Annotated in this window: 19 protein-coding genes and 2 pseudogenes; 4 read left to right on the forward strand and 17 right to left on the reverse strand. The window is 66.7% G+C overall.

Translation table 11 applies throughout. From position 1 onward, the window contains the following. Positions 1–115: 115 nt before the first annotated feature. The 4 genes from ACVMK0_RS10865 to ACVMK0_RS10880 form a co-directional block, all read right to left on the reverse strand. Complete coding sequence (locus tag ACVMK0_RS10865) at positions 116–1,147, reverse strand: sulfate ABC transporter substrate-binding protein (RefSeq protein ID WP_052468508.1); 1,032 nt, start codon at positions 1,145–1,147, stop codon at positions 116–118. A 135-nt stretch (positions 1,148–1,282) separates the two neighbouring features. After that, a complete protein-coding gene (gene flhC / locus ACVMK0_RS10870) occupies positions 1,283–1,825 on the reverse strand; it encodes a flagellar transcriptional regulator FlhC (protein ID WP_045536993.1) in 543 nt (180 codons plus the stop codon). Positions 1,826–1,868: 43 nt separating this feature from the next. After that, on the reverse strand, positions 1,869–2,231 hold the full coding sequence (flhD, locus tag ACVMK0_RS10875) for a flagellar transcriptional regulator FlhD (protein WP_045536995.1): 363 nt from the start codon (positions 2,229–2,231) through the stop codon (positions 1,869–1,871). A gap of 198 nt (positions 2,232–2,429) precedes the next feature. After that, entirely contained in the window at positions 2,430–3,008 is a 579-nt protein-coding gene (locus tag ACVMK0_RS10880) for a cob(I)yrinic acid a,c-diamide adenosyltransferase (RefSeq protein ID WP_045536997.1), read from the reverse strand. Between the two features lie 106 nt (positions 3,009–3,114). Between ACVMK0_RS10880 and ACVMK0_RS10885 the strand changes: the two genes are divergently transcribed. Both ACVMK0_RS10885 and ACVMK0_RS10890 read left to right on the forward strand, forming a co-directional pair. After that, positions 3,115–4,530 (forward strand): FAD-binding oxidoreductase, encoded by a 1,416-nt coding sequence (locus tag ACVMK0_RS10885; protein WP_476463799.1) that lies wholly within the window; start codon positions 3,115–3,117, stop codon positions 4,528–4,530. Continuing rightward, positions 4,527–7,703, forward strand: a complete 3,177-nt coding sequence (locus ACVMK0_RS10890; protein ID WP_476463800.1) for a putative bifunctional diguanylate cyclase/phosphodiesterase — start codon at positions 4,527–4,529, stop codon at positions 7,701–7,703. Before ACVMK0_RS10885 ends, ACVMK0_RS10890 begins: the two co-directional genes overlap by 4 nt. Before the next feature lie 102 nt (positions 7,704–7,805). On the opposite strand, the gene ACVMK0_RS10895 is transcribed toward ACVMK0_RS10890, so the two are convergent. Next, complete coding sequence (locus ACVMK0_RS10895) at positions 7,806–8,786, reverse strand: ParB/RepB/Spo0J family partition protein (protein ID WP_250960298.1); 981 nt, start codon at positions 8,784–8,786, stop codon at positions 7,806–7,808. Between the two features lie 48 nt (positions 8,787–8,834). Beyond that, positions 8,835–9,608 (reverse strand): ParA family protein, encoded by a 774-nt coding sequence (locus ACVMK0_RS10900; RefSeq protein WP_045537003.1) that lies wholly within the window; start codon positions 9,606–9,608, stop codon positions 8,835–8,837. Positions 9,609–9,823: 215 nt separating this feature from the next. Between ACVMK0_RS10900 and ACVMK0_RS10905 the strand changes: the two are divergent. Continuing rightward, positions 9,824–10,407 (forward strand): annotated as a pseudogene (locus ACVMK0_RS10905) (IS630 family transposase); the annotation flags it as partial. A 119-nt stretch (positions 10,408–10,526) separates the two neighbouring features. Here the strand turns inward: ACVMK0_RS10905 and ACVMK0_RS10910 are convergent. From ACVMK0_RS10910 to mnmG, 3 genes are all read right to left on the reverse strand, one after another. After that, a complete protein-coding gene (locus tag ACVMK0_RS10910; protein ID WP_476464688.1) occupies positions 10,527–11,036 on the reverse strand; it encodes a mechanosensitive ion channel family protein in 510 nt (169 codons plus the stop codon). Positions 11,037–11,314: 278 nt separating this feature from the next. Then, positions 11,315–11,977 carry a 16S rRNA (guanine(527)-N(7))-methyltransferase RsmG gene (gene rsmG / locus ACVMK0_RS10915; protein ID WP_476463801.1) on the reverse strand — a complete coding sequence of 221 codons (663 nt, stop codon included), beginning with the start codon at positions 11,975–11,977 and terminating at the stop codon, positions 11,315–11,317. Next, positions 11,974–13,977 (reverse strand): tRNA uridine-5-carboxymethylaminomethyl(34) synthesis enzyme MnmG, encoded by a 2,004-nt coding sequence (gene mnmG, locus ACVMK0_RS10920; RefSeq protein ID WP_476464689.1) that lies wholly within the window; start codon positions 13,975–13,977, stop codon positions 11,974–11,976. Before mnmG ends, rsmG begins: the two co-directional genes overlap by 4 nt. Positions 13,978–14,307: 330 nt before the next feature. Between mnmG and ACVMK0_RS10925 the strand changes: the two are divergent. Beyond that, positions 14,308–14,688, forward strand: a pseudogene (locus ACVMK0_RS10925) (NYN domain-containing protein); the annotation flags it as partial. 450 nt (positions 14,689–15,138) lie between these two features. On the opposite strand, the gene ACVMK0_RS10930 reads toward ACVMK0_RS10925, so the two are convergent. The 8 genes from ACVMK0_RS10930 to ACVMK0_RS10965 form a co-directional block, all read right to left on the reverse strand. Continuing rightward, a complete protein-coding gene (locus ACVMK0_RS10930; RefSeq protein WP_476463802.1) occupies positions 15,139–16,032 on the reverse strand; it encodes a lysophospholipid acyltransferase family protein in 894 nt (297 codons plus the stop codon). A 94-nt stretch (positions 16,033–16,126) separates the two neighbouring features. After that, positions 16,127–17,611, reverse strand: a complete 1,485-nt coding sequence (locus ACVMK0_RS10935) for an aldehyde dehydrogenase (protein ID WP_476463803.1) — start codon at positions 17,609–17,611, stop codon at positions 16,127–16,129. Positions 17,612–17,626: 15 nt separating this feature from the next. Continuing rightward, the gene (locus tag ACVMK0_RS10940; RefSeq protein WP_045537030.1) at positions 17,627–18,469 is read right to left on the reverse strand and encodes an ABC transporter permease; all 843 of its coding nucleotides are present in this window, start codon (positions 18,467–18,469) and stop codon (positions 17,627–17,629) included. A gap of 19 nt (positions 18,470–18,488) precedes the next feature. After that, positions 18,489–19,385 (reverse strand): ABC transporter permease, encoded by an 897-nt coding sequence (locus ACVMK0_RS10945; RefSeq protein WP_476464690.1) that lies wholly within the window; start codon positions 19,383–19,385, stop codon positions 18,489–18,491. A 59-nt stretch (positions 19,386–19,444) separates the two neighbouring features. Continuing rightward, positions 19,445–20,548 carry an ABC transporter ATP-binding protein gene (locus tag ACVMK0_RS10950; protein WP_476464691.1) on the reverse strand — a complete coding sequence of 368 codons (1,104 nt, stop codon included), beginning with the start codon at positions 20,546–20,548 and terminating at the stop codon, positions 19,445–19,447. 156 nt (positions 20,549–20,704) lie between these two features. Continuing rightward, positions 20,705–21,835 (reverse strand): extracellular solute-binding protein, encoded by a 1,131-nt coding sequence (locus ACVMK0_RS10955; RefSeq protein WP_476463804.1) that lies wholly within the window; start codon positions 21,833–21,835, stop codon positions 20,705–20,707. A gap of 135 nt (positions 21,836–21,970) precedes the next feature. Then, complete coding sequence (locus ACVMK0_RS10960) at positions 21,971–23,365, reverse strand: aspartate aminotransferase family protein (protein WP_476463805.1); 1,395 nt, start codon at positions 23,363–23,365, stop codon at positions 21,971–21,973. A 76-nt stretch (positions 23,366–23,441) separates the two neighbouring features. Next, complete coding sequence (locus ACVMK0_RS10965) at positions 23,442–24,809, reverse strand: glutamine synthetase family protein (protein WP_045537039.1); 1,368 nt, start codon at positions 24,807–24,809, stop codon at positions 23,442–23,444. Between the last annotated feature and the right edge of the window lies 1 nt (position 24,810).

Here is a 24,810-nt window from a genome sequence, read left to right on the forward strand (position 1 = left end):
AAATCTCCATCGAGGGTGGGCAGAGGGCGCAGTGTGCCAGCGGCGCTTCAGATTACAAACGACTTTGTTTTTGTTTTGTTATGCAGCTGGTGCATTAGGCGGGCAGGCGGCGGCATTAGCGCAGGGTGAAAATCTGGTCGAACACGCCACCGTCGGCAAAGTGCTCGCGCGTGGCCGCAGCCCAGCCGCCAAAGGCTTCGTCGATGGTGAACAGCGGTATGCGGGGCAAACGGCTGGCGTGGCGCGCCAGCGCCGCCGCCGAGCGCGGGCGGTAGAAATGGCGCCCGATCAGGTCTTGCGCTTCTTCGCTGTAGAGGTGCTCTAGGTAGGCTTGGGCCACGGCGCGGCTGCCTTTGCGGTCCACGTTGCGATCGACCAGCGTCACCGGCGGCTCGGCCAGAATGCTGATGCTGGGATAGACGAAATCCACGCGCTGGCCAAACTCTTTTTCCAACAGGTGCGCCTCGTTCTCCCAGGCCAGCAGCACGTCGCCCTGGTTGCGTTGGGCAAAGCTGGTGGCCGAGCCGCGCGCGCCCACGTCGAGCACCGGCACGTTGCGGTACAGGCGCGCCACAAACTCGCGCGCGCCGGCGGCGCTGCCGCTCTGGCGCCGGGCAAACTCCCAAGCCGCAAGGTAGTTCCAGCGCGCGCCGCCCGAGCTTTTGGGGTTGGGCGTGATCACGCGCACGTCGCTGCGCACCAGGTCGCCCCAGTCGCGGATGTTTTTCGGGTTGCCGCTGCGCACCACAAAAATAATGGTCGAGGTGTAGGGCGTGCTGTTGTGCGGCAGGCGCCGCTGCCAGTCGCGCGGCACCCAGTTGCCGTTGTTGTGCAGGGCGTCGATGTCGGCCGCCAGCGCCAGGGTGGCCACGTCGGCGTCGAGGCCGTCGATGATGGCGCGCGCCTGCCGCCCCGAGCCGCCGTGCGACTGCTGGAAGCGCAACTCCTGCCCGGTGCGCTCGCGCCAGCGCTGCGCAAACAGCGGGTTGTAATCGGCGTAGAGCTCGCGCGTCGGGTCGTACGAGACGTTGAGCAGCGTCAGCGGCGCGGCGGGGGTGGCGCGGGTGTTGGCGCTGGCAATGCCGAACGTGGCAGTTCCGAGAGTGCTGGCGCCCAGCAGGTGCAACAGATGGCGGCGGTTTGGCATAGATTCCTCGCAAAAAAGATCGTTGGGAGACCGATCATGCGAGAAAGTCTTAAAAACTTAAACGAATATAATTCAATTATTTTATGCCAAAAACATCTAATACATGGGCGGCGGCAGGGCAAAAAGGCCCCGCACTCACGCCAAGCGCAACCCGCCAGCCGCGCGGCCCTTGCCGGCGCGCGCTGGCGGTTTGCACAGTCCGCAGACGTAGTAGCGCGCGTTCTCGTAGGGGTCGGTGACGAAGTGTCCGCCGCAGCAGGTGCAGCGGGTGCGCACCAGCATGTTGGCGGCCATGAACTTGCTCAGACGCCAGGCGCGGGTGAAGCTCAGCAGCGGCTCGATGCCGCAGATCTGCATCTGCTCGGCGTAGAGCTGGTAGGCCTTCATCACCACCTCGATCGAATCGAGGGCCACGGTTTTGTCGAGGTAGCCGGCGATGTTGGCGTAGAGCGAGGCGTGGATGTTGGGCTGCCAGCTCAGAAACCAGTCGGTGGAAAAGGGCAGTTGGCCCTTGCTGGGCGATTTACCCGCCACCTCTTTGTACAGGCGCAGCAGCTTTTCGTAGGACAGGTCGGTCTCGCTCTCGAGCACCTGCAAGCGCGCCCCCAAATGGATCAGCGCCACGGCGCGTTCGATGTCTTTGCTTTCGCTGACCAGGCTTTTGGTGGCGGTGCTCATGGTGCTGCTCCTAATGGCTGTGTGCTGCGTTGGGGGAGCGGGTTCAGGCGTTGGCCAGCCGGCCGGCCATGAGGATGCTGGCGTGCAGCTGCTGCGTGGTGTCGTTGCCGCTGCGCTGCGGGCCGTGGCGGCTGGTGAGCAGGCTCCAGACCATGTTCTCGTCGGCGCGCATGCGGCACAGCAAGGTGTTGCTGCTGGCAAGCTTGAGCACCTGCGCCGGCGAGAGCGCCGCGATCAGCTCGGCCGACTCCTCGCTCACGCCCAAGCGGTACACCGCGGCCGCCAGATCGTGGCGGATCAGCTGCTGCGCCAGCATCAGGTAGGTGAAGTTGACTTCGCGGATTTGCTCCAGCAGCGGATCGGGGGCAGAGGTCGGGGCGGTGGCGGGGATGGCGGTGGCGTTCATTTTCACTCTCCAGTTAGGGCCTCAAAACGTCTGCCGGTGGCACGGCGCTAAAACGTTGAAGCGATGAAATGGATTGTGAAAGCAGGCCAGTTCTACTTGAATCAGAAGACGGCTGGTGCGTGCGTCGGGGTTTGCGCCGGGCCTTGTAGGGGGATTGCTGACACGGCGCAGAGGGGGCGTGGCGCCAGGAGCGCCACCCTAGGCCTGATCCGCCTCGGGCGCGGCGCGCTGCAGCCGGGTGCTGCGCCAATACACGTCGTCGCCGCCGTCGGCGCGGTTGAGCACGCGCGCCAGCACGAACAGCAGGTCGCTCAGGCGGTTCAGGTACTGGCGCGGGGCCTCGTGCAGGGCTTCTTCGTTGCCCAGCGCCACCAGCTGGCGCTCGGCGCGGCGCGCCACCGTGCGGCAGACATGCGCCTGCGCGGCGGCGCGGTTGCCGGCCGGCAAAATGAACTCCTGCAGCGGCGGCAGCTGGGCGTTGTAATGCGCCAGCGCCTCGTCGAGCTCCAGCACGGCGGCGCTGCCGAGCAGCTCGTAGCCGGGGATGCTGAGCTCGCCACCGAGGTTGAAGAGCTGGTGCTGGATCGAATCGAGCAGCGCGCGCACCTCGGGCGGCAGCGCCTCGCACAGCAGCAGACCGAGCTGCGAGTTGAGCTCATCGACCTCGCCCATGGCGTGGATGCGCAGGCTGCTCTTGCTCACGCGCTGGTTGTTGCCCAGCCCGGTGGTGCCGGCGTCGCCGGTGCGGGTGGCGATCTGGCTCAGGCGGTTGCCCATGTTGGTGCTCCTGTCATAAATGCCCCTTGCGTGGCAGTAAAATGTATATTATGCTAAAAGATTGCAATCCAAGCAGCGCGTGGGAGTACTTTCAATAGGCACTTACATGACCCATAGCCAAACCCAGCCGTCACCCCCGATGCCGCTTAGCGCCTCACCGGCGTTTTTGGCGGCACTGCGCCAGTGCTTCGGCGACCAGTGCAGCACCGCGCTGGCCGTGCGCGAGCAACACGGGCGCGACGAATCGGCCTACATCGACGTGCCGCCGCCGGTGGCGGTGGTCTATGCCGAATCGAGCGCCGACGTCTGCGCCGCGGTGCAGTTGTGCGCCGCGCACCAGGTGCCGCTCATCCCCTACGGCGCCGGCTCCTCGCTCGAGGGCCAGTTGCTGGCGCTGCACGGCGGCATCAGCCTCGATCTGAGCCGCATGAACCGCGTGCTCGCCATCTACCCCGACGACCTGTGCGCCACCGTGCAGCCGGGCGTGACCCGAATGCAGCTCAACGCTGCGCTGCGCGACCAGGGGCTGTTCTTCCCCATCGACCCCGGTGCCGACGCCAGCCTCGGCGGCATGGCCGCCACCCGCGCCAGCGGCACCAACGCGGTGCGCTACGGCACCATGCGCGACAACGTGTTGGCGCTCGAGGTCGTGCCGGCCAGCGGCGTGCCGGCGCGCACCGGCACGCGGGCGCGCAAATCCAGCGCCGGCTACGACCTCACGCGCCTGTACGTGGGCAGCGAGGGCACGCTGGGCGTGATCACCGAGCTCACGCTGCGGCTGTACCCGCTGCCCGAAGCGGTGGCGGCGGCGGTGTGCCCCTTTGCCACGCTCGAGGCGGCGGTGCGCAGCACCATCGCCATCATCCAGATGGGCATACCGATCGCGCGCTGCGAACTGCTCGACGCCGCCACCGTGCGCGCCGTCAACGCCTACGCCGGGCTGGGCTTGCGCGCCGAAGCGCTGCTGCTGATGGAGTTTCACGGCTCGCCAGCTGGCGTGCGCGAGCAGACCGAGCTGGTGCAAGCCATCTGCGCCGAGCACCAAGGCAGCGCCTTTGACTGGGCCGACACGCCCGAGCAGCGCAGCCGCCTGTGGCACGCGCGCCACCACGCCTACTTTGCCGCCTTGCAGACGCGGCCCGGCTGCCGCGCCATCACCACCGACGCCTGCGTGCCCATCAGCCGCTTGGCCGACTGCCTGCTCGCGTCGGTGGCCGACGCCGAGGCCAGCGGCCTGCCTTATTTTTTGGTGGGCCACGTCGGCGACGGCAACTTCCACTTCGGCTACCTGATCGACCCGCACAGCGCCGCCGAGCGCGCCCAAGCCGAGGCGCTGAACCAGCGCCTGGTGGCGCGCGCGCTGGCGCTGGGCGGCACCTGCAGCGGCGAACACGGCGTGGGGCTGCACAAGATCGAATTTTTGCAACAAGAATGCGGCCCCGAGGGCATTGCGCTCATGCGCGCGCTCAAGCAGGCGCTCGACCCGCAAGGCATCTTCAACCCGGGCAAGGTGTTGTCATGAACCCAGCCCCGGCACAGCCGGAAAAACCGGCGCAACCCGCGCAACCACCGGCAAGCCCACTGCCCAACGGCGTGCCCACCGGCCTGCCGTGGCTGGCGATCGCGCTCATCAGCGCCGCGGTCATCGGCGCCAGCCTGGCTGCCGGCTGGTACGCCTTGCAACTGGCGCAAAAGCGCATCACCGACCAGATGCACGCCAGCGCCTTCATCAAGACCGAGCGCCTGGCCGACTGGCACAAGGAACGGCTGGCGAAGGCGCAGCTCCTGCGGCAGCGCGAAAGCCTCGCGCGGCTCTGGCTGCAACACCAGCGCAAAGTCCCCGGCGAGGGCATGGCCCTGCTGGACCGCTTTTTGGTCGACTACGCCGAAGCGCCTTCGGTGCAGCGCATCGAGCTCTTTGACGCCACGCTGGCGCAGCTCTGGGACTCCAGGGGCCAGGCCGCGGCCCCGCACCCGAGCCTGAACGCCGGCTTGGTCCAGGTGCTGGCGCAGCGCCGCGCCGCCGCCGTGGGGCCGTGGCGCGACGCGCAAGGGCGGGTGCGGCTGGCCTACGTCGGCCTGATCGCCCCCCCGGGCCAGCCGCTCGCGCTGGTGGCGCTGCACGTCGATCCGCCACCCCACTTCCACGCCGCGCTGCAGCAGTGGCCACTGCCCTACACTAGGGGCAGCGCGCGCCTGCTCACGCTGCGCGACGGCGCGGTGCAGTACTGGAGCGACCTGCCTGCAGAGTCATACCCCGTGCCGGGCTTCGACTCCGAGCTCGCTTTTGCCCAGCGCCTGCTGCGCGGCGAGATCGAAGTCGGGCAGGTGGTGCGCGGCCACGACGACCACGGGCGCCCGGCGCTGGCGCTGCTGCAGCCGGTGGCTGGAACCGACTGGCTGGTGCAAGTCGAAATCGACCGCGCGGCCGTGCTGGCCAGCGCGCGCGGTACCCTGATCGGGGTTATGCTGTTTGGGCTGCTGGCGCTGCTGCTGGCGCTCGGCGGCGCGCGCCTGCTGCTGCAGCGCAACCAGCTGGCTGTGGCCCGGCGGGCCATGGCCGCCTTGCAACGGGCGCAGGCCGATCTGAGCCGCAGCGAAGCGCACTACCGGCTGCTGGCCGAAAACGCCACCGACGTGGTCTGGCTCTACGACCTCGAGCCGCAGCGCATGAGCTACATCAGCCCCTCGGTCCAGCGCCTGCTCGGCTACACGTCCGAAGAGCGCGAACAGCTTACCATCGAACAACTGTTCGAGCCGGCCTTGGCCACAAAGGCGCGGCAGTTGATCGCCAGCCACGTGCAGCGCTTTGTCAGCGGCGATACCACGGAGGCGCTGGTGATCGAACTGCAGCACCGGCACCGCAACGGCGCGGTGGTGCCGGTCGAAATCTCGGCCCGGCTGCTGCTCGACGCCCAAGGCCAGCCGGCGCAGATCTTGGGCGTGACGCGCGACATCCGTGCGCGCGTGCTGGCCGAACGGCAACTGCGGCTGCTCTCGCAAGCCACCGAACAAAGCCCGGTGGCGGTGATCGTCACCGACGCCGAAGGCCAGATCGAATACGTGAACCCGGCCCTCGAGCGCATCAGCGGCTACCGCGCGGCCGAGGTGCTGGGGCGCAACCCGCGCCTGCTGGGCTCGCAGCGCACCCCGCGCAACACCTTTGTCCAGATGTGGGACGCCTTGCGCAGCGACCAGACCTGGCAGGGCGAGTTCATCAACACGCGCAAAGACGGCAGCCACTACCACACGGCGGTGTCCGTCGCGCCGCTGCGCGATGCCGCGCAGCGTGTGCTGCAATACGTGTCGGTGCAGATGGACTTGAGCGCGCAGCGCGCCGCCGAACAACAAGTCGAGCTGCTGGCCTGGTTCGACCCGCTCACCGGCCTGCCCAACCGCAAGCGCCTGCTGGCCGAGCTGCCCCAGATCCTGCGCCAGCGCCCCGGCAACGGCGAGCAGGCGGGCTTGCTGATCGTGAACGTGGACCGCTTCAAGGCCATCAACGACGCGCGCGGGCGCAACCTGGGCGACGCGGTGCTGCTGGCGCTGGCCGACCGGCTGCGCCTGCAGCTGGACCCGGACGAGCTGCTGGCGCACCTGAGCGGCGACGAGTTCGCACTGCTGCTGCCGCACCTGGGCCACGAGGCCCCGGCCGCCGCCAGCAGCTTGCTGCGCCGCGCCGCCCGCTGGCACCAAATGCTGGAGCAGCCGCTCGAAGCCGGGGGCGAGCGGCTGCGCATCACGCTGAGCGTCGGCGCGACCTTGCTTGGGGGTATGGCCGCCGAGCACCCGAGCGAAGCCTTGCGCCACGCCGACACCGCCTTGCACCAGGCCCAAGAGGCAGGCGGCAACCAGACCGTGTTCTTCGACCAGCGCATGGGGCAGTGGGCGGCGGAGCGCTTTGCCTTGGAACAAGAATTGCGCCACGGCATCGAGCAGGGCGAGCTGCGGCTCTACCTGCAGCCGCAAGTCGATACCCAAGGCCAGACCGTGAGCGCCGAAGCGCTGGTGCGCTGGCAACACCCGCAGCGCGGCCTGCTCAGCCCGGCGCTGTTTGTTCCCTTGGCCGAGGAGTCGGGGCTGATCGAGCCGCTCGGGCGCTGGGTGCTGGAACAGGTGTGTGGCTGGCTCGGGCGCCTGCAGGCGCAAGGGCGGCGGCTACCGCTTTCGGTCAACATCAGCCCGCGCCAGTTCCAGCAGAGCGATTTTGGCGAGCGGCTGCAGGAGCTGCTGCAGCGCAGCCAAGCGCAGGCCGGCGACCTGATGCTGGAGTTCACCGAAAGCGTGGTGCTGCACGATGTGGAGCGCGTGATCGAACGCATGGCCGCGCTGGCGCGCTTGGGGCTGCGCTTTTCCATCGATGACTTTGGCACCGGCTACTCGAGCCTGTCGTACCTGAAGAACCTGCCGATCCACGAGCTCAAGATCGACCGCAGTTTCGTGCAGGACGCGCCGCACAGCCCGAGCGACGCCGCGCTGGTGGCGGCCATGCTGGCCGTGGCCAGCCTGATGAAGCTGCAGGTGGTGGCCGAAGGCGTGGAGACCGAGGAGCAGTCGCTGCTCTTTAGGCACCACCCCGGGGCGCTGATGCAAGGCTACCTGTTTGGCCGCCCGGAGCCGGCCGAGGAGCTGATCAGGCGCTGGCTGGCCCAGACCGTGGCCCCGGATGCCCCAGACGCCCCAGATGCGGCTTGAGCGTGGCCGCTGTGTCGGCCCCCGCGGCCAGGGGGGCGCTCCACGGGCATGGGGGGGGTTGGCGTTTGGAGCGCTTGGCTGGCTTGGGCGCTGGACTGGGGTTTAGGCCGCGCGCAGGCGCTCGATCAGGCCGTTGAGTTCGTCGAGCGAGGCAAAGGCGATCGCCAACTCGCCTTGCGCGGCACCGCCGCCACTGCGCCGGCTGGGGTTTTTGAGCCGCAACTCCACCCGCGCCGTAAAGCGGTCCGACAGTTCTTCTTCCAGCCGCAGCAGCTCGCGCGGCTTGTCAGCTGCCGGTGGCACGGGGGTGAGGCGGAACTCGGCCGAGAGCTTTTTCACCAGCCGCTCGGCTTCGCGCACCGACAGCGCCTTGGCGCTGATCTGGTGCGCGGCCGTGATCTGCGTCGCCCCCTCCAGCCCCAGCAGGGCGCGGGCGTGGCCCATTTCGATGTCGCCGGCCAGCAGCAGCGCCTGCACCGGCTCGCTCAAGTTGAGCAGGCGCAGCAGGTTGCTGGTGGCGCTGCGCGAGCGCCCCACGGCCTGCGCGGCCTGCTCGTGCGTCAGGCCAAACTCGCGCAGCAGGCGCTGCAAACCCTGCGCTTCTTCGAGCGGGTTGAGGTCTTCGCGCTGGATGTTTTCGATCAGCGCCATGGCGGCGGCGGCCTCGTCGGGCACATCACGCACCAGCACCGGCACGGTGTCTAGGCCGGCCAGCCGTGCCGCCCGAAAGCGGCGCTCGCCGGCGATGATTTCGTACACCGGGCGCGCGCCGCGCACCGCCTCAGCCTGCCCCTGCTGCATCTGCCAAGCGGCCAGCCGGCGCTCGCCCTCGGCCTGCTCGAGCCGGCGCACCAGGATCGGCTGCATGATCCCTTGCGCCTTGATGCTTTCGGCCAGCTCGTACAGCGCGCCTTCGTCCATGCGCGTGCGCGGCTGGTAGGTCCCGGGCACCAGGTCGATCAGCGCCAGCTGGTGCGGCTGGTCGCGCTGCGCCGGGTCTAGGCCCTCGTGGCCTTCGTCGAGTCGCGGCCCCAGCAGCGCCTCGAGCCCACGGCCCAGTCCTTTGGTTTTTTTGCTCAACATGGTTTGTGCACAGGGGTCAAGCCCAGCGGGCGATGGATTGGTAGAAGTTCACAGCTGCCCGATGCGCGCCACCATTTCGTGCGCAAACTCGACGAAGGCTTTGCTGCCGCGGGCGCTGGGGTCGAACACCACGCCTGGCTGGCCGTAGCTCGGGGCTTCGGCCAGGCGCACGTTGCGTGGGATCACGCTGTCGAACACCTTGGCGCCAAAATGCGCCTTGAGCTGCTCGCTCACCTGCTGCTGCAAGGTGATGCGCGGGTCGAACATCACGCGCAGCAGCCCGATCAGCTTGAGCTCGCGGTTCAGGTTGGCGTGCACCTGCTTGATGGTGTCGACCAAATCCGACAAACCCTCGAGCGCAAAGTACTCGCACTGCATCGGCACCACCACCCCATTCGCGGCGCACAGACCGTTGAGCGTGAGCAGGCTCAGCGCCGGCGGGCAGTCGATGAGCACGAAATCGTAATCGGCATCGACCGCCGCCAGCGCCAGCTTGAGCCGCTGCTCGCGCTGCGGCAACTCGACCAGTTCGATCTCGGCCCCGGCCAGCTCGCGGTTGGCGCCCAGCACCTGGTAGCCGCAACCGGGCCCGGCCGGCACCACCGCCTGCGCCAGCGCGGCGCTGCCGAGCAGCACGTCATAGACCGTGCGCTCGAGCGCGCGCTTGTCCACGCCCGAGCCCATGGTGGCGTTGCCTTGCGGGTCCAGGTCGATCAGCAACACCCGCTGCCCGACCTGCGCCAGGCCCGCAGCCAAGTTGACGGCGGTGGTGGTCTTGCCTACACCGCCTTTTTGGTTGGCGACACAGAAGGTTTTGGCCATGGAAAACGTGGACGGCGAGCGATTGAGAGTACGGCTGGGGGCTGGCTGCGGCTGGGCGCGCTGCGTTGCCGTGTAGCAGAGTGTAAGCCTATTGATCCGGCCCCAAAAAGTGTGAACTTCCTGCGGTTATTGTGCTCCAACTCGGCATAGACAAAGAAAGCGCAAGAAACCAAACCCTGGAGCAGTTGCATGAGCGGCGCAAGCAAGTCGCTTGACTCGATGAGCACTACCCGGCCATCGAAGCGCAAGCCAAGGCTGAAGGAGGCGAGATTCACTGGGGCGACGAGACGGCACTGGTCAACACCGACGTGCGCGGCAGGAGCTACGCCCCGGCAGGTGCAACACCGGTGGCGTACACGGTGGGCAGCACACGCCAGAAGCTGTCCCTGATCGCCAGCGTCACCAACCGGGGCAAGGCGCGTTGGATGATCATCGATGAGGCCTTCAATGCCGATAGGCTGATCGAGTTCATGCAGGCGCTGGTTAAGGATACGGGCAGGAAAGTCTTTCTGATTCTGGACAACTTGAGGGTGCATCACTAGCCAAACCGGTCAAGGCCTGGCTGGCAGAGCGGATCGAACAGATCGAGGTGTTCTACCTGCCCAGCTACAGCCCGGAGCTCAACCCCGAAGAGCGGCTCAATGCGGATCTCAAGCAGGCCATGGGCAAGCGGGTGCCGGTGCGCACCAAGGCCAAGCTGCGCCAAGCCGCCAACGAGCACATGGCCATGCTGGAGCAATCACCCGAGCGGGTAATGAGCTTCTTCCAAGACCCCAAGGTCAAATATGCCGCCGGTTAAGACTTCTTGGGGCCGGAGCAATAAGCACCGGCGGCGGGCAGCGGGCCTGCGCGCGGCTCGTTCACCGCGGCCTCGTGGTCCACCCGCAGCCGCAGCGGCGGTGCGAGCCCGCGCTTGTCCTAACCGGCGTAAAGCGTCAGGTGCGGGTAGGGGATCTCGATGCCGGCGCGGTCGAAGGCCAGCTTCAGGCGGCGCAGATACTCGCGCCGCACGGTCCACTGCGCGGCGGGCTGGCATCTGATGCGGCAGCGGATCACGACGGCCGAATCAGCCCAGCGGTCGACGCCAGCCATCTCCAGGTCGTCAGCGATGTGCGAGCCGAACGCCGGGTCGGCGCGCAGCTCGCGCGCCACGTCGTGCATCAGGGTCATCACCTCGTCGACGTTTTCGCGGTACGCGACGCTCACGTCGACCACGGCGTTGGCGTGGCCGCGCGTCAGGTTGATCACCGCCGTGATCTGGCCGTTGGGCACGAAGTGCACGCGTCCATCGTAGTCGCGCAGTTGCACGAAGCGCAGCGAAACATCCTCGACGACGCCGGCGTGGCCACCGCCAAGGTCGACGATGTCGTCCTGGCGAAATCGGCGGCTCTTGGGACAAATGCAGCGACAAGAGCCATCTGCTCCTATCCCTTCCGCGTCGAAAACGCGACTGGTTCTCCGGCCTCTGGGCCAACGCTTCGCGCCCTCCTACCATCAGCTTCGCCCCTCAAAGTGGCTAATGGAAAATCTGGGTTAAAGCGGATCACGACGGACGCGACGCCGACCTTTGCACGCTCATTACGGTCGCCCTGCAAAACGGCGGCCTGATCTCCCAGAACAAGCGCAAGTCATACGCCGACCGTGTGCCTGGGCGGGTGTTCGATGCCATCGATGCGCTGTGCACAGCGCGGCTGGCGGCCAAGGGTTCAGACGCCGCCGCGCCGCCGCATCCAGACCAAGCAGCGCTCGGCGTCTAGGCCGGGCACGCGCACCGGTTCCACGTGAAACACCTCGATTTCGGGCGGCAGCGCCGCGATTTCGTCGTGCGGCACCTTGCCCTTGAGCGCCAGCCACAGCCCCTGCGGTGCCAGCGCCCCCTGCGACAGCCGGGTGAAATCGGCCAACGAGGCGAAGGCGCGCGACAGCACCAGATCGTGCGGCTGCACGATGTGCTCGACGCGCGCGTGCTGCCCCTGCAGATTGGGCAGGCGCAGCGCCGCCGCCACTTGGCTGATGAACAGCGCTTTTTTGGTCACCGCATCGACGCAGCGCAACGCCAGCGCCGGGCAGGCAATGGCCAGCACCGCGCCCGGCAGGCCACCGCCCGAGCCCACATCGAGCAACCGTGGCGCGTGCGGCAGATCGAGCGCGCTCAGCTGGCGCTGCACCGGCACGCACACCGCCAAGCTGTCGAGCAGGTGGTGCGTGAGCAGCTGCTGCGGCTGGCGCAGCGCCGTCAGGTTATAGACCCGGTTCCACTTGGCCAGCCAGTCGGCGTAGTCGAGCAGGGTTTGCTGCTGCGCTGCGCTCAAGCTCAGCTGCAAGGCGTCCAAGCCGTCGCGCAGGCCTGCGGCGAGCGGGTGGCTCATGCGGCGCCGGTGGCAGCAAAGTCGCGGCTGCGGCTGCGCTTGAGGTGGATGAGCAACAGCGAAATCGCCGCCGGCGTGACGCCCGAAATGCGCGCCGCTTGGCCCAGCGTCTCGGGGCGCTGCGCCGTGAGTTTTTGCCGCACCTCGATGCTCAAAGCCGTCACTTGGTGGTAGTCCAAGTCTGCCGGCAGGCGCAGGTTTTCGTAAGCGGCACTGCGCTCGACCTCGTCGCGCTGGCGCTCGATGTAGCCGGCGTACTGGGCGGCGATTTCGAGCTGCTCGACCACGGCCTCGTAGTCGGCGCCCAAGGTTTCACGTGAAACCAAGGGGCGCGGGTCATCGCCCTCGTCGGCGGCCGGGGACGGCCGCCAGCGCCCGCCTTCTAGGCTCAGCAGCGCCTCGTAGCCCACACCGGGGCGGCGCAACAGTTCGAACAGAGGGTACTCGCGCTCGATCGCCTTGCCCAGCACGCGCTCGGCCTCGGGCGCCGACAGGGTGCGCGGATGGACCCAAGTCGATTTTAGGCGCTCGCTCTCGCGCGCCAGCGCGTCGCGTTTGCGGCTGAAGGCGCTCCAGCGGGCGTCGTCCACCAAACCCAACTCGCGCCCGATTGCGGTCAGGCGCAGATCGGCGTTGTCTTCGCGCAGTTGCAGCCGGTATTCGGCGCGGCTGGTGAACATACGGTAGGGCTCGCTCACGCCCTGGGTCACCAGGTCATCGACCAGCACGCCCAGATAGGCCTGATCGCGCCCCGGCAACCACGGCTGCAGAGCGCGCACCTGCAAGCCGGCGTTGAGCCCGGCGTAGAGGCCCTGCGCCGCCGCCTCCTCGTAACCGGTGGTGCCGTTGATCTGCCCGGCAAAAAACAGGCCGCCGATCTGGCGCGTCTCGAAGCTGCTGCGCAGCGCGCGCGGGTCAAAATAGTCGTACTCGATGGCGTAGCCGGGGCGCAAAATGTGCGCGCGCTCCAAGCCCTCGATGCTGCGCACCAGCGCGAGCTGGATGTCGAAGGGCAGGCTGGTGGAGATGCCGTTGGGGTAGAACTCGTGCGTGTTCAGGCCCTCGGGCTCGAGGAAGATCTGGTGGCTGCCCTTGTCGGCAAAGCGCTTGACCTTGTCTTCGACGCTTGGGCAGTAGCGCGGCCCCACCCCTTCGATCTGGCCGCTGTACATGGGGCTGCGATCAAAGCCGGAGCGGATGATGGCGTGCGTGCGCTCGTTGGTGTGCGTGACCCAGCACGGCAACTGGCGCGGGTGCATCTCGGGGCGGCCCATGAAGCTGAACACCGGCAGCGGCCGCCCGGCGCTGTCGGAGCCCGGCATGCCGTCGCCGGGCTGCTCGACGCAGCGCGCAAAGTCGATGCTGCGGCCATCGAGCCGCGGCGGCGTGCCGGTTTTGAGCCGCCCTTGCGGCAGCTGCAGCTCTTTGAGCCGTGCTGACAGGCGCTGCGCCGGCGCCTCGCCAGCGCGGCCGCCGGGGTGGTTGTCGAGGCCGATGTGGATTTTGCCGTCCAAAAAGGTGCCGGCGGTCAGCACCACGGCGCGGGCGCGAAAGCGGATGCCGGTCTGCGTCACCACGCCGGCCACGCGCGCGCCGCTGCCGTCGCCATCCAGCAGCAGGTCATCCACGGCTTGCTGAAAGAGCTGCAAACGGGGCTGGTTTTCCAGCCGCTGGCGGATCGCGGCTTTGTACAGCAGCCGGTCGGCCTGGGCGCGGGTGGCGCGCACCGCCGGCCCCTTGCTGGAGTTGAGGATGCGAAACTGGATTCCGGCGGCGTCGGTGGCCAGCGCCATGGCACCGCCGAGCGCATCGACTTCGCGCACCAGATGCCCCTTGCCGATGCCGCCGATGCTGGGGTTGCAGCTCATCTGGCCCAAGGTCTCGATGTTGTGCGTGAGCAGCAAGGTGGCGCAACCCATGCGCGCCGCCGCCAGCGCGGCCTCGGTGCCGGCGTGCCCGCCACCGACCACGATCACATCAAATTCTTCCGGGTACCACATGGGGCTCACAATCTAGGGCCTGGGGTTGCACATGCGCAGCCAGCCATCCGGGCGTGGGCTGCAGGCTGATGATTGTACGAGTGAGGGCGGTTTCACGTGAACGATGTGGTGCAGTGCCATTGTGTATGGCCGTGTATCGACGTGTATCGCCGACGTGTATCGCCGCTCTTTTTAGGATAGAATCCCAGCGCTGCTTGGCCTCCCAAAGGGGCCTCGCTAAGTCGATGCCCCAAAGGCATCCTACTTAAGAAGGGCGCCCTGGCGCCCTTCTTGCTGTATTGCGCTGGTAGCGGTCAGTTTGCCGTCTTCGTCGATGCGGGCTATTTTTGGGTGCAGTCCACCTACATCGCCCATCGTCAACGCACCGGGCGTGAGAGCGTCACGATCGATTACCCGCAGTTGCGCGCAGAGCTTATCAACGAGGCGCAAGCGCAATTTACCAACGCCGACTTTCTTCGGGTTTATTGCTACGACGGCCCAGGGACCTATGGCAAGACCCTGAGCCACCAAGCGATCGAAGCGGTTGACGACGTCAAGCTCCGACTGGGTACGCGCAACGGCGTCGGGGATCAAAAGGCGGTGGATGGACTGATCATCGCAGACCTCATCAGCCTGGCCCAGAACAAATCGATCACCGACGCGCTGCTGCTTTCTGGGGATGCAGATTTGACGCCCGGTGTGCTGGCTGCGCAAAGCATGGGCATTCGGGTGCACCTGCTGACGATGGGGCCGGCAGAAGCCACCTCCCCGTTTTTGTGCGCCGAGACCGACTGCAAAATCCACTGGGAAGATACCGCCGTGCAGCGTTTCGCCAGCGCTGCAAACGGCAGCGTGCCACAGAGCACAGCTGCGGCATCACTATCCAACCCAGCGCTGGCGCTAGAGCTCGATTGCGCCCACATCGCCCAAAGCACTTTTGCTGCGCTATCCGCCGAGGAAAAGCGCTCCATCCCCGCAAAGGGGCAACTGCCACCCGGCATCGATGGGCGTTTGTTGAGCACTGGCAGAGCGGTGGCCAAGCGCAGCCTAGCAGATGCTGAAAAGCGCCAGCTCAGGGCCGTGCTGAGACAACTCGCCCAAACACCTGCACGGGCTGATTGCACCCGGATAGACACAGCCCACGTTCCACGTGAAACATTGGGCCAAGCACCGGGCCCGGCTCTAGTACAGCCCCGGCTCGCCCTCGGGCCGGCTCTTGAAGCGGCGGTGCAGCCAGTGGTACTGGCCCGGGCTGATGCGCACCGCTTGTTCGAGCGCGGCGTTCATGCGCTGGGCGTCGGCGCTGTCGTCGCCGCTGGGGAAATCGGGCCACGGTGGCGAGACCTCGAGGCAGTAGCCGCTCGCCGTCATGCGGCAAAACAGGCTGACCACCGGCGCTTGCGCGGCGCTGGCGTAGCGCGACAGGGCGGTCACCGTAGCCGCCGGGACGCCAAAGAAGGGCACGAACACGGCGTTTTGTGGCCCCAAGTCCATATCGGGCAGCAGCATCAGGGCCGCGCCCTGGTGCAGGCCGCGCAGCACCGGGCGGATGTTTTCGCGGCGCGAGTGCAGCAGCGGGGCCCCGAAGCGCGCCCGGCCCTGATTCACCCAGCGCTCCATCCAAGGGCGCTTTTGCGGCGAATAGACGGTGATCCAAGGCCGCTCGACTTCGAGCGTGATGCGCGTCCAGCAGGCGTCGAGACCGCTCAGGTGCGGGGCAAAAAACACCACCGGGCCGCGCAGTTGCAGCGCCTGCGCCGGATCGATGAGCTGCACCCGCTGGCGGATGCGCGCCGGGCTGGCGTGCCAGAGCCAGACCCGGTCTAGGGCCGACTGGCCGAAGTGCCTGAAGGTCTGCCATACCCAGCGCCGCCGCTGTGCCGGCGTGGCCTCGGGGAAGCAAAGCTCGAGGTTGCGCTGGGCGATGTGGCGCCGGCGCCGGGCCAGCAGGTACAGCAACGCCCCCAGCAGCGCCCCCAGCCGCCGCCACAGCGGCAGCGGCAGGCGCGCCAGCAGGCGCAGCCACAGCGGGCCGGGCGGGCGCCCCGGTGGGTGGGATGCGCGGTCAGGGTTCATGCGATGAGGTGAGTGCGGTGCGCGGCCTGAAAGGGCCTGCACCCAAGCGCGGGGGTGATTCGGCCAGCCCACGCAAAAAAGCGCCTGCAGCCATTCAAACCGGGCTGTCGATGCGCAGCCAAGTGGTTTTGAGTTCGGTGTATTTGTCCAAGGCGTGCAGCGATTTGTCGCGGCCCACGCCGCTTTGCTTGTAGCCGCCGAAGGGCACGGTGATGTCGTCTTCGTCGTACTGATTGACGTGGATGGTGCCGGCGCGCAAGGCCCGGGCCACGCCGTGGGCGCGGTTCAGGTCGCGGCTCCAGACCGAGGCTTGCAGGCCGTAGATGCTGTCGTTGGCGATCTGCACCGCTTCGGCCTCGCTGCCAAAGCGCAACACCGCCAGCACCGGGCCAAAGATCTCTTCGCGCGCGATCTGCATCTGGTTGTGCACGCCGTCGAAAATGGTGGGTTGCAGGTAGCAGCCGCCCGCCACCGGGTGCACGCGCTGGCCACCGGCGAGCAGCTGCGCGCCCTCGCGCTGGCCGGCCTCGATGTAGCGCAGCACGGTGGCGGTTTGGGCCTCATCGACCAGCGCCCCCTGCACCGTTTGCGGCAGCAGCGGGTGCGCGGGCTGAAACTGCGGCAGCAGCTCGAGCGCGCGCGCCATGAAGGGCGCGTGGATGGCGTGGTGCAGCAGCAGCCGCGTGGGGGCGTTGCAGCTCTGGCCGCAGTTGAAAAACACGCTGCCCAAGGCCGCCTGCACCGCGCGCTCGAGGTCGGGGCAGTCGTCAAAGACGATGAACGGCGATTTGCCGCCCAGTTCGGTCCAGGCGCGCTTGAGGTTGCTCTGCCCGGCCATGACGTGGATCTGCTTGCCGACTCGCGTGCTGCCGGTGAAGGCGATGCAGTCCACATCCGGGTGCAGCGCCAGCGGGCTGCCGGCTTCGGGGCCAAAGCCCGGCAGCACGTTGAGCACCCCCGGCGGCAGGCCGGCTTGCAGCCCCAGATCGGCCAAGCGCAGGGCGCTGAAGGGCGATTTTTCGCTGGGCTTGAGCACCACCGCGTTGCCCGCCGCCAGCGCCGGCGCAATCTTCCAGACCGCCATCAGCAGCGGGTAATTCCAAGGCACGATCACGCCCACCACGCCCACCGGCTCGCGCTGGATCAGCGCCAGCGCATGGTCGGCCGTGGGCGCGATCTGGTCATAGACCTTGTCGGTGGCTTCGCCGAACCAGCGCAGGCAGTTGGCGGCACCGGCCACATCGACGCTCTTGGCGTATTGCAGCGGCTTGCCCATATCCATCGCTTCGGTCAGGGCCAGCTCGTCGGCGTGTTGCAGCAGCAGCTCGGCCCAGCGCAGCAGCACGCGCTTGCGCTTGGCTGGGGCCTGACTGGCCCAGCGCCGGTCGTTGAAAGCCGCGCGCGCCGCCGCCACAGCCAAGTCAACATCGGCGCTGGCACAACGCGCCACCTCGGGCAGGGCGCGGCCGTCGATTGGGGAGGCCTTGGTGAACGTGGCACCATCGCGCGCGCCCACGCGCTGGCCGTCGATGAAGGCGCAGCCGTCGAGGCGCAGGGTGGATTCGTCGATAGCGGTCATGGCGGGTCTCCTAGATCAAGCACCGCGCAGCGCCTCGGCCATTTCGCGCTGGCGTTTGCGGGTCGAGTGCAGCACCCAGAAGGCATAGGTGACGACAAAGGTGGTGACGGTCAGAATCAGCAAGGTGGCGGCGGCGTAGATGGTCGGGTTGATGCCGCGCACAGCGTAGTTGAAGATCACTTGTGGCAGCGTGCTCACCCCCGGGCCCGAGAGGAACAGGGTGATCACCACGTCGTCGAACGAGAGCGTGAAGGCGAGCAGAAAGGCCGCCAAAATGGCCGGCGCGATGTTGGGCAGCGTGACCAGAAAAAAAACCTGGTGCGGGCGTGCGCCCAAGTCCATCGCCGCTTCCTCGATGCTGCGGTCCACCTCTTGCAGGCGCGACTGCACCACCACCATGGCAAAGGCCATGCCGAACAGGGTGTGGCCGATGATGATCGTGATCAGGCCGCGCTCGGGGCCGCCAAACAGGTTGAACGAGCCCACCATCAGCAGCAGCAGCGACAGCCCGATGATGACCTCGGGCATCACCATGGGTGCCACCGCCATGCCCGAAAACACGGTGCGGCCCCAAAAATGCTTGTAGCGCACCAACACAAAGGCAGCAAAGGTGCCCAGCACCGCCGCCAGCAAGCCGGTGACAAAGGCCACTTGCAAGGAGACGATAAAGCCCTCGACGATGCGCGTATCGGCCAGCAGCGCTTCGTACCAGCGCAGCGAAAAGCCGGTGAACGTGGCGTGCTGGCGCGTGCTGTTGAACGAAAACAGGATCATGAACGCCAGCGGGGCGTACAAAAACAGGAACACCAGCGCCAGCCAGACTTTGCCGAGGTGCTTGTTCAGCCAATTCGATTTCATGGTTTGGGCTCCGTCGGTGTCAGCGTCCGTCGGCGCTGTCGCGCATGCCGTAGCGGAAATACAGCATCATGGGAATGATCACCAGCAGGATCATCAACACCGCCAAGGCCGATGCCCGGGGCCAGTTGTTGGCGATGAACATCTCGTCCCAGACCACGCGCCCGATCATGATGTTGTCGGCCCCGCCCAGCAGCGAAGGCACCACGAATTCCCCCATCGAGGGGATGAAAACCAGCATCATGCCGGCGATGATGCCGGGCTTGGACAGCGGCACGGTGATCAGCCAGAAGGCCTTGAAGGGCGAGGCCCCGAGGTCGTAGGCGGCCTCGAGCAGCCGGAAATCCATCTTCACCAAGTTGGCGTAGAGCGGCAGCACCATGAAGGGCAGATAGACATAGACCATGCCGATGAGCATGGAAAAATCGGTGTAGATCAGGCGCAGCGGCTCGTCGGTGAGGCCGATGAAGATCAAAAACTGGTTGACCACGCCAAAATCGCTCAAAATGCCCTTCCAGGCAAAGACGCGCAGCATGAACGAGGTCCAAAACGGCAGCATCAGCAGCATCAGCAAGATCAGGCGCATCTCGGGCGCGCTGCGGGCAATGAAGTAGGCGAAGGGGTAGCCGATGATCAGGCACAGCAGCGCCGTGATGAGCGCGTAGGCGATCGAGCGCACATACGATTCGACGTACAGGGTCTGGAACAGGGCGCCGTCGGGGCCGGTGCGGAAAATGCTCCAGTAGTTCTCGAACTTGAGCAGCAGCACGCCTTGCTGCGGGTCCCAGAGCGGCTGGAAGGGGTGAATCTCGTTGCCCATATCGACAAAGCTGATGTACAGCAATATCAAAAAAGGCAAAAAGAAGAAAATCAGCAGCCAGACGTAGGGCACGCCGATGACGAAGCGCCGGCCTGGCATGGACAGTTTCAGGGGTTTGGCCACGGTGTTTCGCCTGGGTTTCGCGTTGGCAGGGGCACTCAGTCGCGCAGCACCACGCCGGCGCGGTTGCTCCACCAGAAAAAGACCTCGTCTTCCCAGGTGATGTCGGACAGGTCGTGGCGCGCCGTGTTGGGCTCGGTGATTTTGACTTTCTGGCCGTTGCTGGCCTGCACCAAAAAGGTGTTGTAGGAGCCGAAATAGGCGATTTCCTTGACCCGGCCGCTAAACAGGTTGCAGTCCACCCCATGCGGGCGGGTTTTGGAGATTTCAATTTTTTCGGGGCGCACCGCCACCGCCACCGGCATATTCAGCGAGCCGCTGACGCCGTGCCCAATCTGGATCTCACCGATCTCGGTCTGCACCGCGCAGTGGTCGATCTCATCGACGCTCAGGCGGCCGTCGAACAGATTGACGCTGCCGATGAAGTCGGCGACGAAGCGGTTGGCAGGAAATTCGTAGATGTCTTGCGGCGCCCCGACTTGCAGCACCCGGCCCTTGCTCATGACGGCGATGCGCTGGGCCATGATCATGGCTTCTTCTTGGTCGTGGGTGACCATGACGCAGGTCACGCCCACCTTTTCGATGATGTTGACGAGTTCGAACTGGGTCTGCTCGCGCAGCTTTTTGTCCAGCGCCCCCAGCGGTTCGTCGAGCAGCAGCAGCTTGGGCCGCTTGGCCAGGCTGCGGGCCAGCGCCACGCGCTGCTGTTGCCCGCCCGAGAGCTGGTGCGGCTTGCGCCGCGCGTAGTCGCCCAGCTGCACCAGATCCAGCATTTCGCCCACGCGGCGCTTGAGTTCTTCTTTGGGGCAACCCTCGCGCTTGAGGCCAAAAGCCACGTTCTCCCAGATGTTTAGGTGCGGAAACAGCGCATAGCTCTGGAACATCATGTTGATCGGGCGCTCGTAGGGCGGCATCTGGGCCACGTCCTGGCCGCCGAGCAGGATGCGGCCCGAAGTCGGCTTCTCGAACCCGGCCAGCATGCGCAGCAGGGTCGATTTGCCACAGCCCGAACTGCCCAGCAGGGCAAAAATCTCGCCCTGGGCGATCGACAGCGAGACCTCATCGACGGCCAGCGCCTCGTCAAAGCGCTTGACCACTTTTTCGGTCACCAGAAAACCTTCTTTGCCCTGCTCCAGCGACATACGCAAGCCCCCGGTCTCGATCTAGACAGCCAAACATGAGGAAGGCCGTCGCACCCAACAAGCGTGGGTGACAACGGCCCAACGGCGGTAGCAGCGCCGCAGCCGCTGCAGGCGCTGGTGCGCGCGCGGCGGCTGGGGCGCGTAGCCAAGGGGGTTTTAGTTGCCCCGACGGAACGTATTGTAGGCCGTCGCCATGGCTTCACGCGCCTCGTTGGAGAGGCTGCCGGGCTGAATCATGCGCGGCATGTAGTCGGCGGGCACCATGATGGTGCGGTTGCCGGCGATCTCGGGTTTGATCAGCGGCATGGCGGCCAGGTTGCCGGTGGCGAAATTCATCTCGTTGGCCATGCGGGCCGCGTTTTCGGGCCGCAGGAAGAAGTTGATGAAGGTGTGCGCATTGTTGGGGTGGCGCGCGTCGCGGGTGATGGCCATGGTGTCGATGAAGATCAGGCCGCCAGTGCTGGGCAGCAGGGCTTCGAGCACGTCGGTGTTGCCCATTTCACGCGCCCGGTTGGCGGCGATGTTGATGTCGCCAGACCAGCCCAGCACCACGCAAGCCTGACCGCCGGCAAAGGTGTCGATCATGGTCGAGGTGAAGATGCGGATGTGCGGACGCACGGTCATCAGCATCTCGAGCGCGGCTTGGTAGTCAGCCGGGTTGTTGGAATAGGCTTCGCGGCCGATGAAGTGCAGCGCCGGCGGGATGACCTCAGACGGCGCGTCGAGGAAGGCGATGCCGCAGCGCTGCGCCAGCGCGGTGTATTTGGGGTTGAACACCAGCTCCCAGGCGTTTTCGGGCATGGGGGTGTTGCCCAGCGCGCGCTCGAGGCGTGTGCGGTTGATGCCCACGGTGGTAAAGCCCCAGGCCCACGGCACCAAGTGGCGGTTTTCGGGGTCGGCCTTGGTCAGGGTGGCCATCAGGGCCGGGTCCATATTGGCCAGATTCGGGATCTTGCTTTTGTCCAGCGGCTGGAAGAAGCCGGCGGCGATCTGCTGCGCCGCAAACACGCTGCCCGGCACCACGATGTCGTAGCCGGTGTTGCCCGCCACCAAGCGCGCGTGCAAGACCTCATTGGAGGCAAAGGTGTCGTAGGTGACGTCGATCCCGGTTTCCTGCTCGAAGGCTTCGATCAGGCCGGGCGGGACGTAGTCGGGCCAGTTGTAGATGTTGAGCACCTTGGGCTCGGCCGGCGGGGCGGCCGGGGCCACTGCGGCGGGCTGCTCACGCGGTCCGCAAGCCACCAGAAAAGAGGCCGCCAAGGCGGCCGCCAGCAAGGTCTTCAACATGGTTTCACTCCAACAAGTAAAGAGCAAAAAAAGGGATGGGGGCAGCCGCACACAGGTTGCGGCCTGCACAGCCTATGCAAACCGCGTGCCAAGCGCTATTTTAGCCACAAGGCTAGGACCTCAGAACCAAGGACCTCAGAACCATCCTTTGGCGCGAAGTTCCGCCAGCGTGGCGTCGAGCGCGCGCCCGATCAGGTCCAGCATTTCGTCGATCTGCGCGCGCGTGGTGATCAAGGGCGGGGCGATGATCATGCGATCACCCACCGCCCGCATGACCAGCCCGCCCCCAAAACAGTGCGCGCGGCACAACATGCCCACCGCCTGCTCCTCGGGGAAGGGCAGGCCGCGCGCCTTGTCGCGCACCAAAGTGAGCGCGGCGACGAAGCCGCAGCTCTGGACGCGGCCCACCAGCGGGTGCGCCTCCAGCTCGGCCAGGCGCTGCGCCAGGTAGGGGCCGGTGTCGAGCCGCACCCGGTCTGGCAGGTGTTCGCGCTCGAGCAGGTCGAGGTTGGCCAGCGCCACCGCGCACGCCACCGGGTGCCCGCTGTAGGTGTAGCCGTGGTTGAACTCGCCGCCGCGCTCGATCAGCACCTGGGCCACGCGCGGCCCCACCAGGGTGCCGCCCAAGGGCACGTAGCCGCTGGTGATGCCCTTGGCAAAGGTCACCAGATCGGGGCGCAGACCGAATTTTTCGTAGGCAAACCAGTGCCCGAGGCGGCCAAAGGCGCAGATGACCTCGTCGGAAATCAACAGGATGCCGTAGCGATCGACGATGCGCTGCACCTCGGGCCAGTAGCTTTCTGGCGGGATGATGACGCCACCCGCGCCCTGCACCGGCTCGCCGATGAAGGCCGCCACGCGCTCGGGCCCGAGTTCGAGGATTTTGTCTTCCAGCCAGCGCGCCGCGCGCAGGCCAAAATCGTGCTCGCTCTCGCCCGCCAGGCCATGCTGCAAAAAATGCGGCTGATCGATGTGCACGATGCCGGGGATGGGCAAATCGCCCTGGGCGTGCATGGCGCCCATGCCGCTGAGCGAGGCCGCCGCCACCGTGGAGCCGTGGTAGGCGTTGCGGCGGCTGATCACGGTTTTGCGCTGCGGCTGCTCGAGCAAATCCCAGTAGCGCCGCACCAGCCGCAGGTTGGTGTCGTTGGCCTCGGAGCCGGAGCTGGAATAAAACACATGCTCGAAGCGACGCCCGGCCACCGGCGGCGCCAGCTCGGCCAAGCGCGCCGCCAGCCGCACCGCGGGCTCGTGCGTGGTCTGGAAAAAGCTGTTGTAGTAGGGCAGCTTGAGCATCTGCGCGTGCGCCGCGTCGGCCAGCTCGCGCCGCCCGTAGCCGACGTTGACGCACCACAGCCCGCTCATGGCGTCGAGCAGCCGCTGGCCCTCGCTGTCCCAGACGTAGATGCCCTCGCCGTGGGTGATCACGCGCGCGCCCTTGGCCGCCAGCGCCTGGTGGTCGGTGAAAGGGTGCAGGTAGTGCGCGGCATCGAGCGCTTGCAGTTCGGCGGTCAGCGGGGTGGGGGGCATGGGGGCTCCAGATTGAGGGCGCTCAGAGGCTGGGAGGCAATTGGGCGGGTTTGAGTGAGCGGTGCCTCCCAACCACTTAGACGTGCAGCAGCAGGTGCTCGCGCTCCCACGGCGAAATGACTTTCATGAACTCCTCGAACTCGAGCTCTTTGATTTCGGTGTAGATGGTGATGAACTCGCGCCCCAGCACCTCGTGCAGATCGCTCTCGCGGCGCAGCCAGTCCAGCGCCTCGCCCAGCGTGCGCGGCAGCGCGTAGGGCGAGAGGTAGGCGTCAGACTTCTTCTCGGGCTTGGGCGCGATCTTGTTTTTCAGCCCCAAGTAGCCACAAGCCAGCGTCATGGCCAGCGCCACGTAGGGGTTGGCGTCGGCGCCGATGACGCGGTTTTCCAGCCGCCGCGACTGCGGCACCGCAATCGGCGAGCGGATGCCGACGGTGCGGTTGTCGTGCCCCCACTCGATGTTGATCGGGGCGGCGGTGTTGCGCGACAGGCGCCGGTAACTGTTCACATAGGGGGCCACCAGCGCCATCGCCGCCGGTATGTAGCGCTGCAAGCCGCCGATGTAGTGGTAGAAGGCCTCGCTGGGCGTGCCGTCGAGCTGGCTAAAGAGGTTGCGCCCGCTTTCTCGCTCGACGATGCTCTGGTGCACGTGCATGGCGCTGCCGGGCTCGCCGGCGATGGGTTTGGCCATGAAGGTGGCGTACATGTCGTGGCGCAGCGCCGCCTCGCGCACCGTGCGCTTGAAAAAGAACACCTCGTCGGCCAAGTCGAGCGGGGCACCGTGGAAGAAGTTGATCTCCATCTGGCCGGCCCCGACTTCGTGGATCAGGGTATCGACGTTGAGCTCCATCTGGTCGCAGTAGTCGTAGATTTCCTCGAACAAGGGGTCGAACTCGTTCACGGCGTCGATGCTGTAGGCCTGGCGCGAGGTTTCGGCGCGGCCGCTGCGGCCGATGGGCGGCTTGAGCAGGGTGTTGGGGTCGGTGTTGCGCGCCGTGAGGTAAAACTCGAGCTCGGGCGCCACCACCGGCGACAGGCCCATCTCCTCGTACAGGTTGCAGACGTGGCGCAACACGCTGCGCGGGGCAAAGGGCACGCGCTTGCCGGCGTGGTCGAAGCAGTCGTGGATGACTTGCGCCGTGGGGTCGGTGGCCCAGGGAACGATGCGCACCGTGGACGGATCGGGGCGCAGCTGCATGTCGCGGTCGGTGGGGTCGATCACATCGTAGTAGGGCCCGCTCTCGGGGAACACGCCGGTCACGCCCATGGCCACCACCGCCTGCGGCAGCCGCATGCCGCGGTCTTCGGTGAATTTGCCGCGCGGCAAAATCTTGCCCCGCGCCACGCCGGTGAGGTCGGGTACCAGGCACTCGATTTCGGTCACGCGGCGCTGGTTGAGCCACTGTTCGAGTTCGTTGAAGCTCTGCGGTGGGTTGCTTTTCATC

Source organism: Serpentinimonas sp. SSL01 (genome assembly GCF_056323735.1).

Coding starts and splice junctions, on each gene's coding strand:
- ACVMK0_RS10865 (WP_052468508.1), bottom strand. CDS start 1,147: ATGCCAAACCGCCGCCATCTGTTGCACCTGCTGGGCGCCAGCACTCTC.
- flhC (WP_045536993.1), bottom strand. CDS start 1,825: ATGAGCACCGCCACCAAAAGCCTGGTCAGCGAAAGCAAAGACATCGAA.
- flhD (WP_045536995.1), bottom strand. CDS start 2,231: ATGAACGCCACCGCCATCCCCGCCACCGCCCCGACCTCTGCCCCCGAT.
- ACVMK0_RS10880 (WP_045536997.1), bottom strand. CDS start 3,008: ATGGGCAACCGCCTGAGCCAGATCGCCACCCGCACCGGCGACGCCGGC.
- ACVMK0_RS10885 (WP_476463799.1), top strand. CDS start 3,115: ATGACCCATAGCCAAACCCAGCCGTCACCCCCGATGCCGCTTAGCGCC.
- ACVMK0_RS10890 (WP_476463800.1), top strand. CDS start 4,527: ATGAACCCAGCCCCGGCACAGCCGGAAAAACCGGCGCAACCCGCGCAA.
- ACVMK0_RS10895 (WP_250960298.1), bottom strand. CDS start 8,786: ATGTTGAGCAAAAAAACCAAAGGACTGGGCCGTGGGCTCGAGGCGCTG.
- ACVMK0_RS10900 (WP_045537003.1), bottom strand. CDS start 9,608: ATGGCCAAAACCTTCTGTGTCGCCAACCAAAAAGGCGGTGTAGGCAAG.
- rsmG (WP_476463801.1), bottom strand. CDS start 11,977: ATGAGCCACCCGCTCGCCGCAGGCCTGCGCGACGGCTTGGACGCCTTG.
- mnmG (WP_476464689.1), bottom strand. CDS start 13,977: ATGTGGTACCCGGAAGAATTTGATGTGATCGTGGTCGGTGGCGGGCAC.
- ACVMK0_RS10930 (WP_476463802.1), bottom strand. CDS start 16,032: ATGAACCCTGACCGCGCATCCCACCCACCGGGGCGCCCGCCCGGCCCG.
- ACVMK0_RS10935 (WP_476463803.1), bottom strand. CDS start 17,611: ATGACCGCTATCGACGAATCCACCCTGCGCCTCGACGGCTGCGCCTTC.
- ACVMK0_RS10940 (WP_045537030.1), bottom strand. CDS start 18,469: ATGAAATCGAATTGGCTGAACAAGCACCTCGGCAAAGTCTGGCTGGCG.
- ACVMK0_RS10945 (WP_476464690.1), bottom strand. CDS start 19,385: ATGCCAGGCCGGCGCTTCGTCATCGGCGTGCCCTACGTCTGGCTGCTG.
- ACVMK0_RS10950 (WP_476464691.1), bottom strand. CDS start 20,548: ATGTCGCTGGAGCAGGGCAAAGAAGGTTTTCTGGTGACCGAAAAAGTG.
- ACVMK0_RS10955 (WP_476463804.1), bottom strand. CDS start 21,835: ATGTTGAAGACCTTGCTGGCGGCCGCCTTGGCGGCCTCTTTTCTGGTG.
- ACVMK0_RS10960 (WP_476463805.1), bottom strand. CDS start 23,365: ATGCCCCCCACCCCGCTGACCGCCGAACTGCAAGCGCTCGATGCCGCG.
- ACVMK0_RS10965 (WP_045537039.1), bottom strand. CDS start 24,809: ATGAAAAGCAACCCACCGCAGAGCTTCAACGAACTCGAACAGTGGCTC.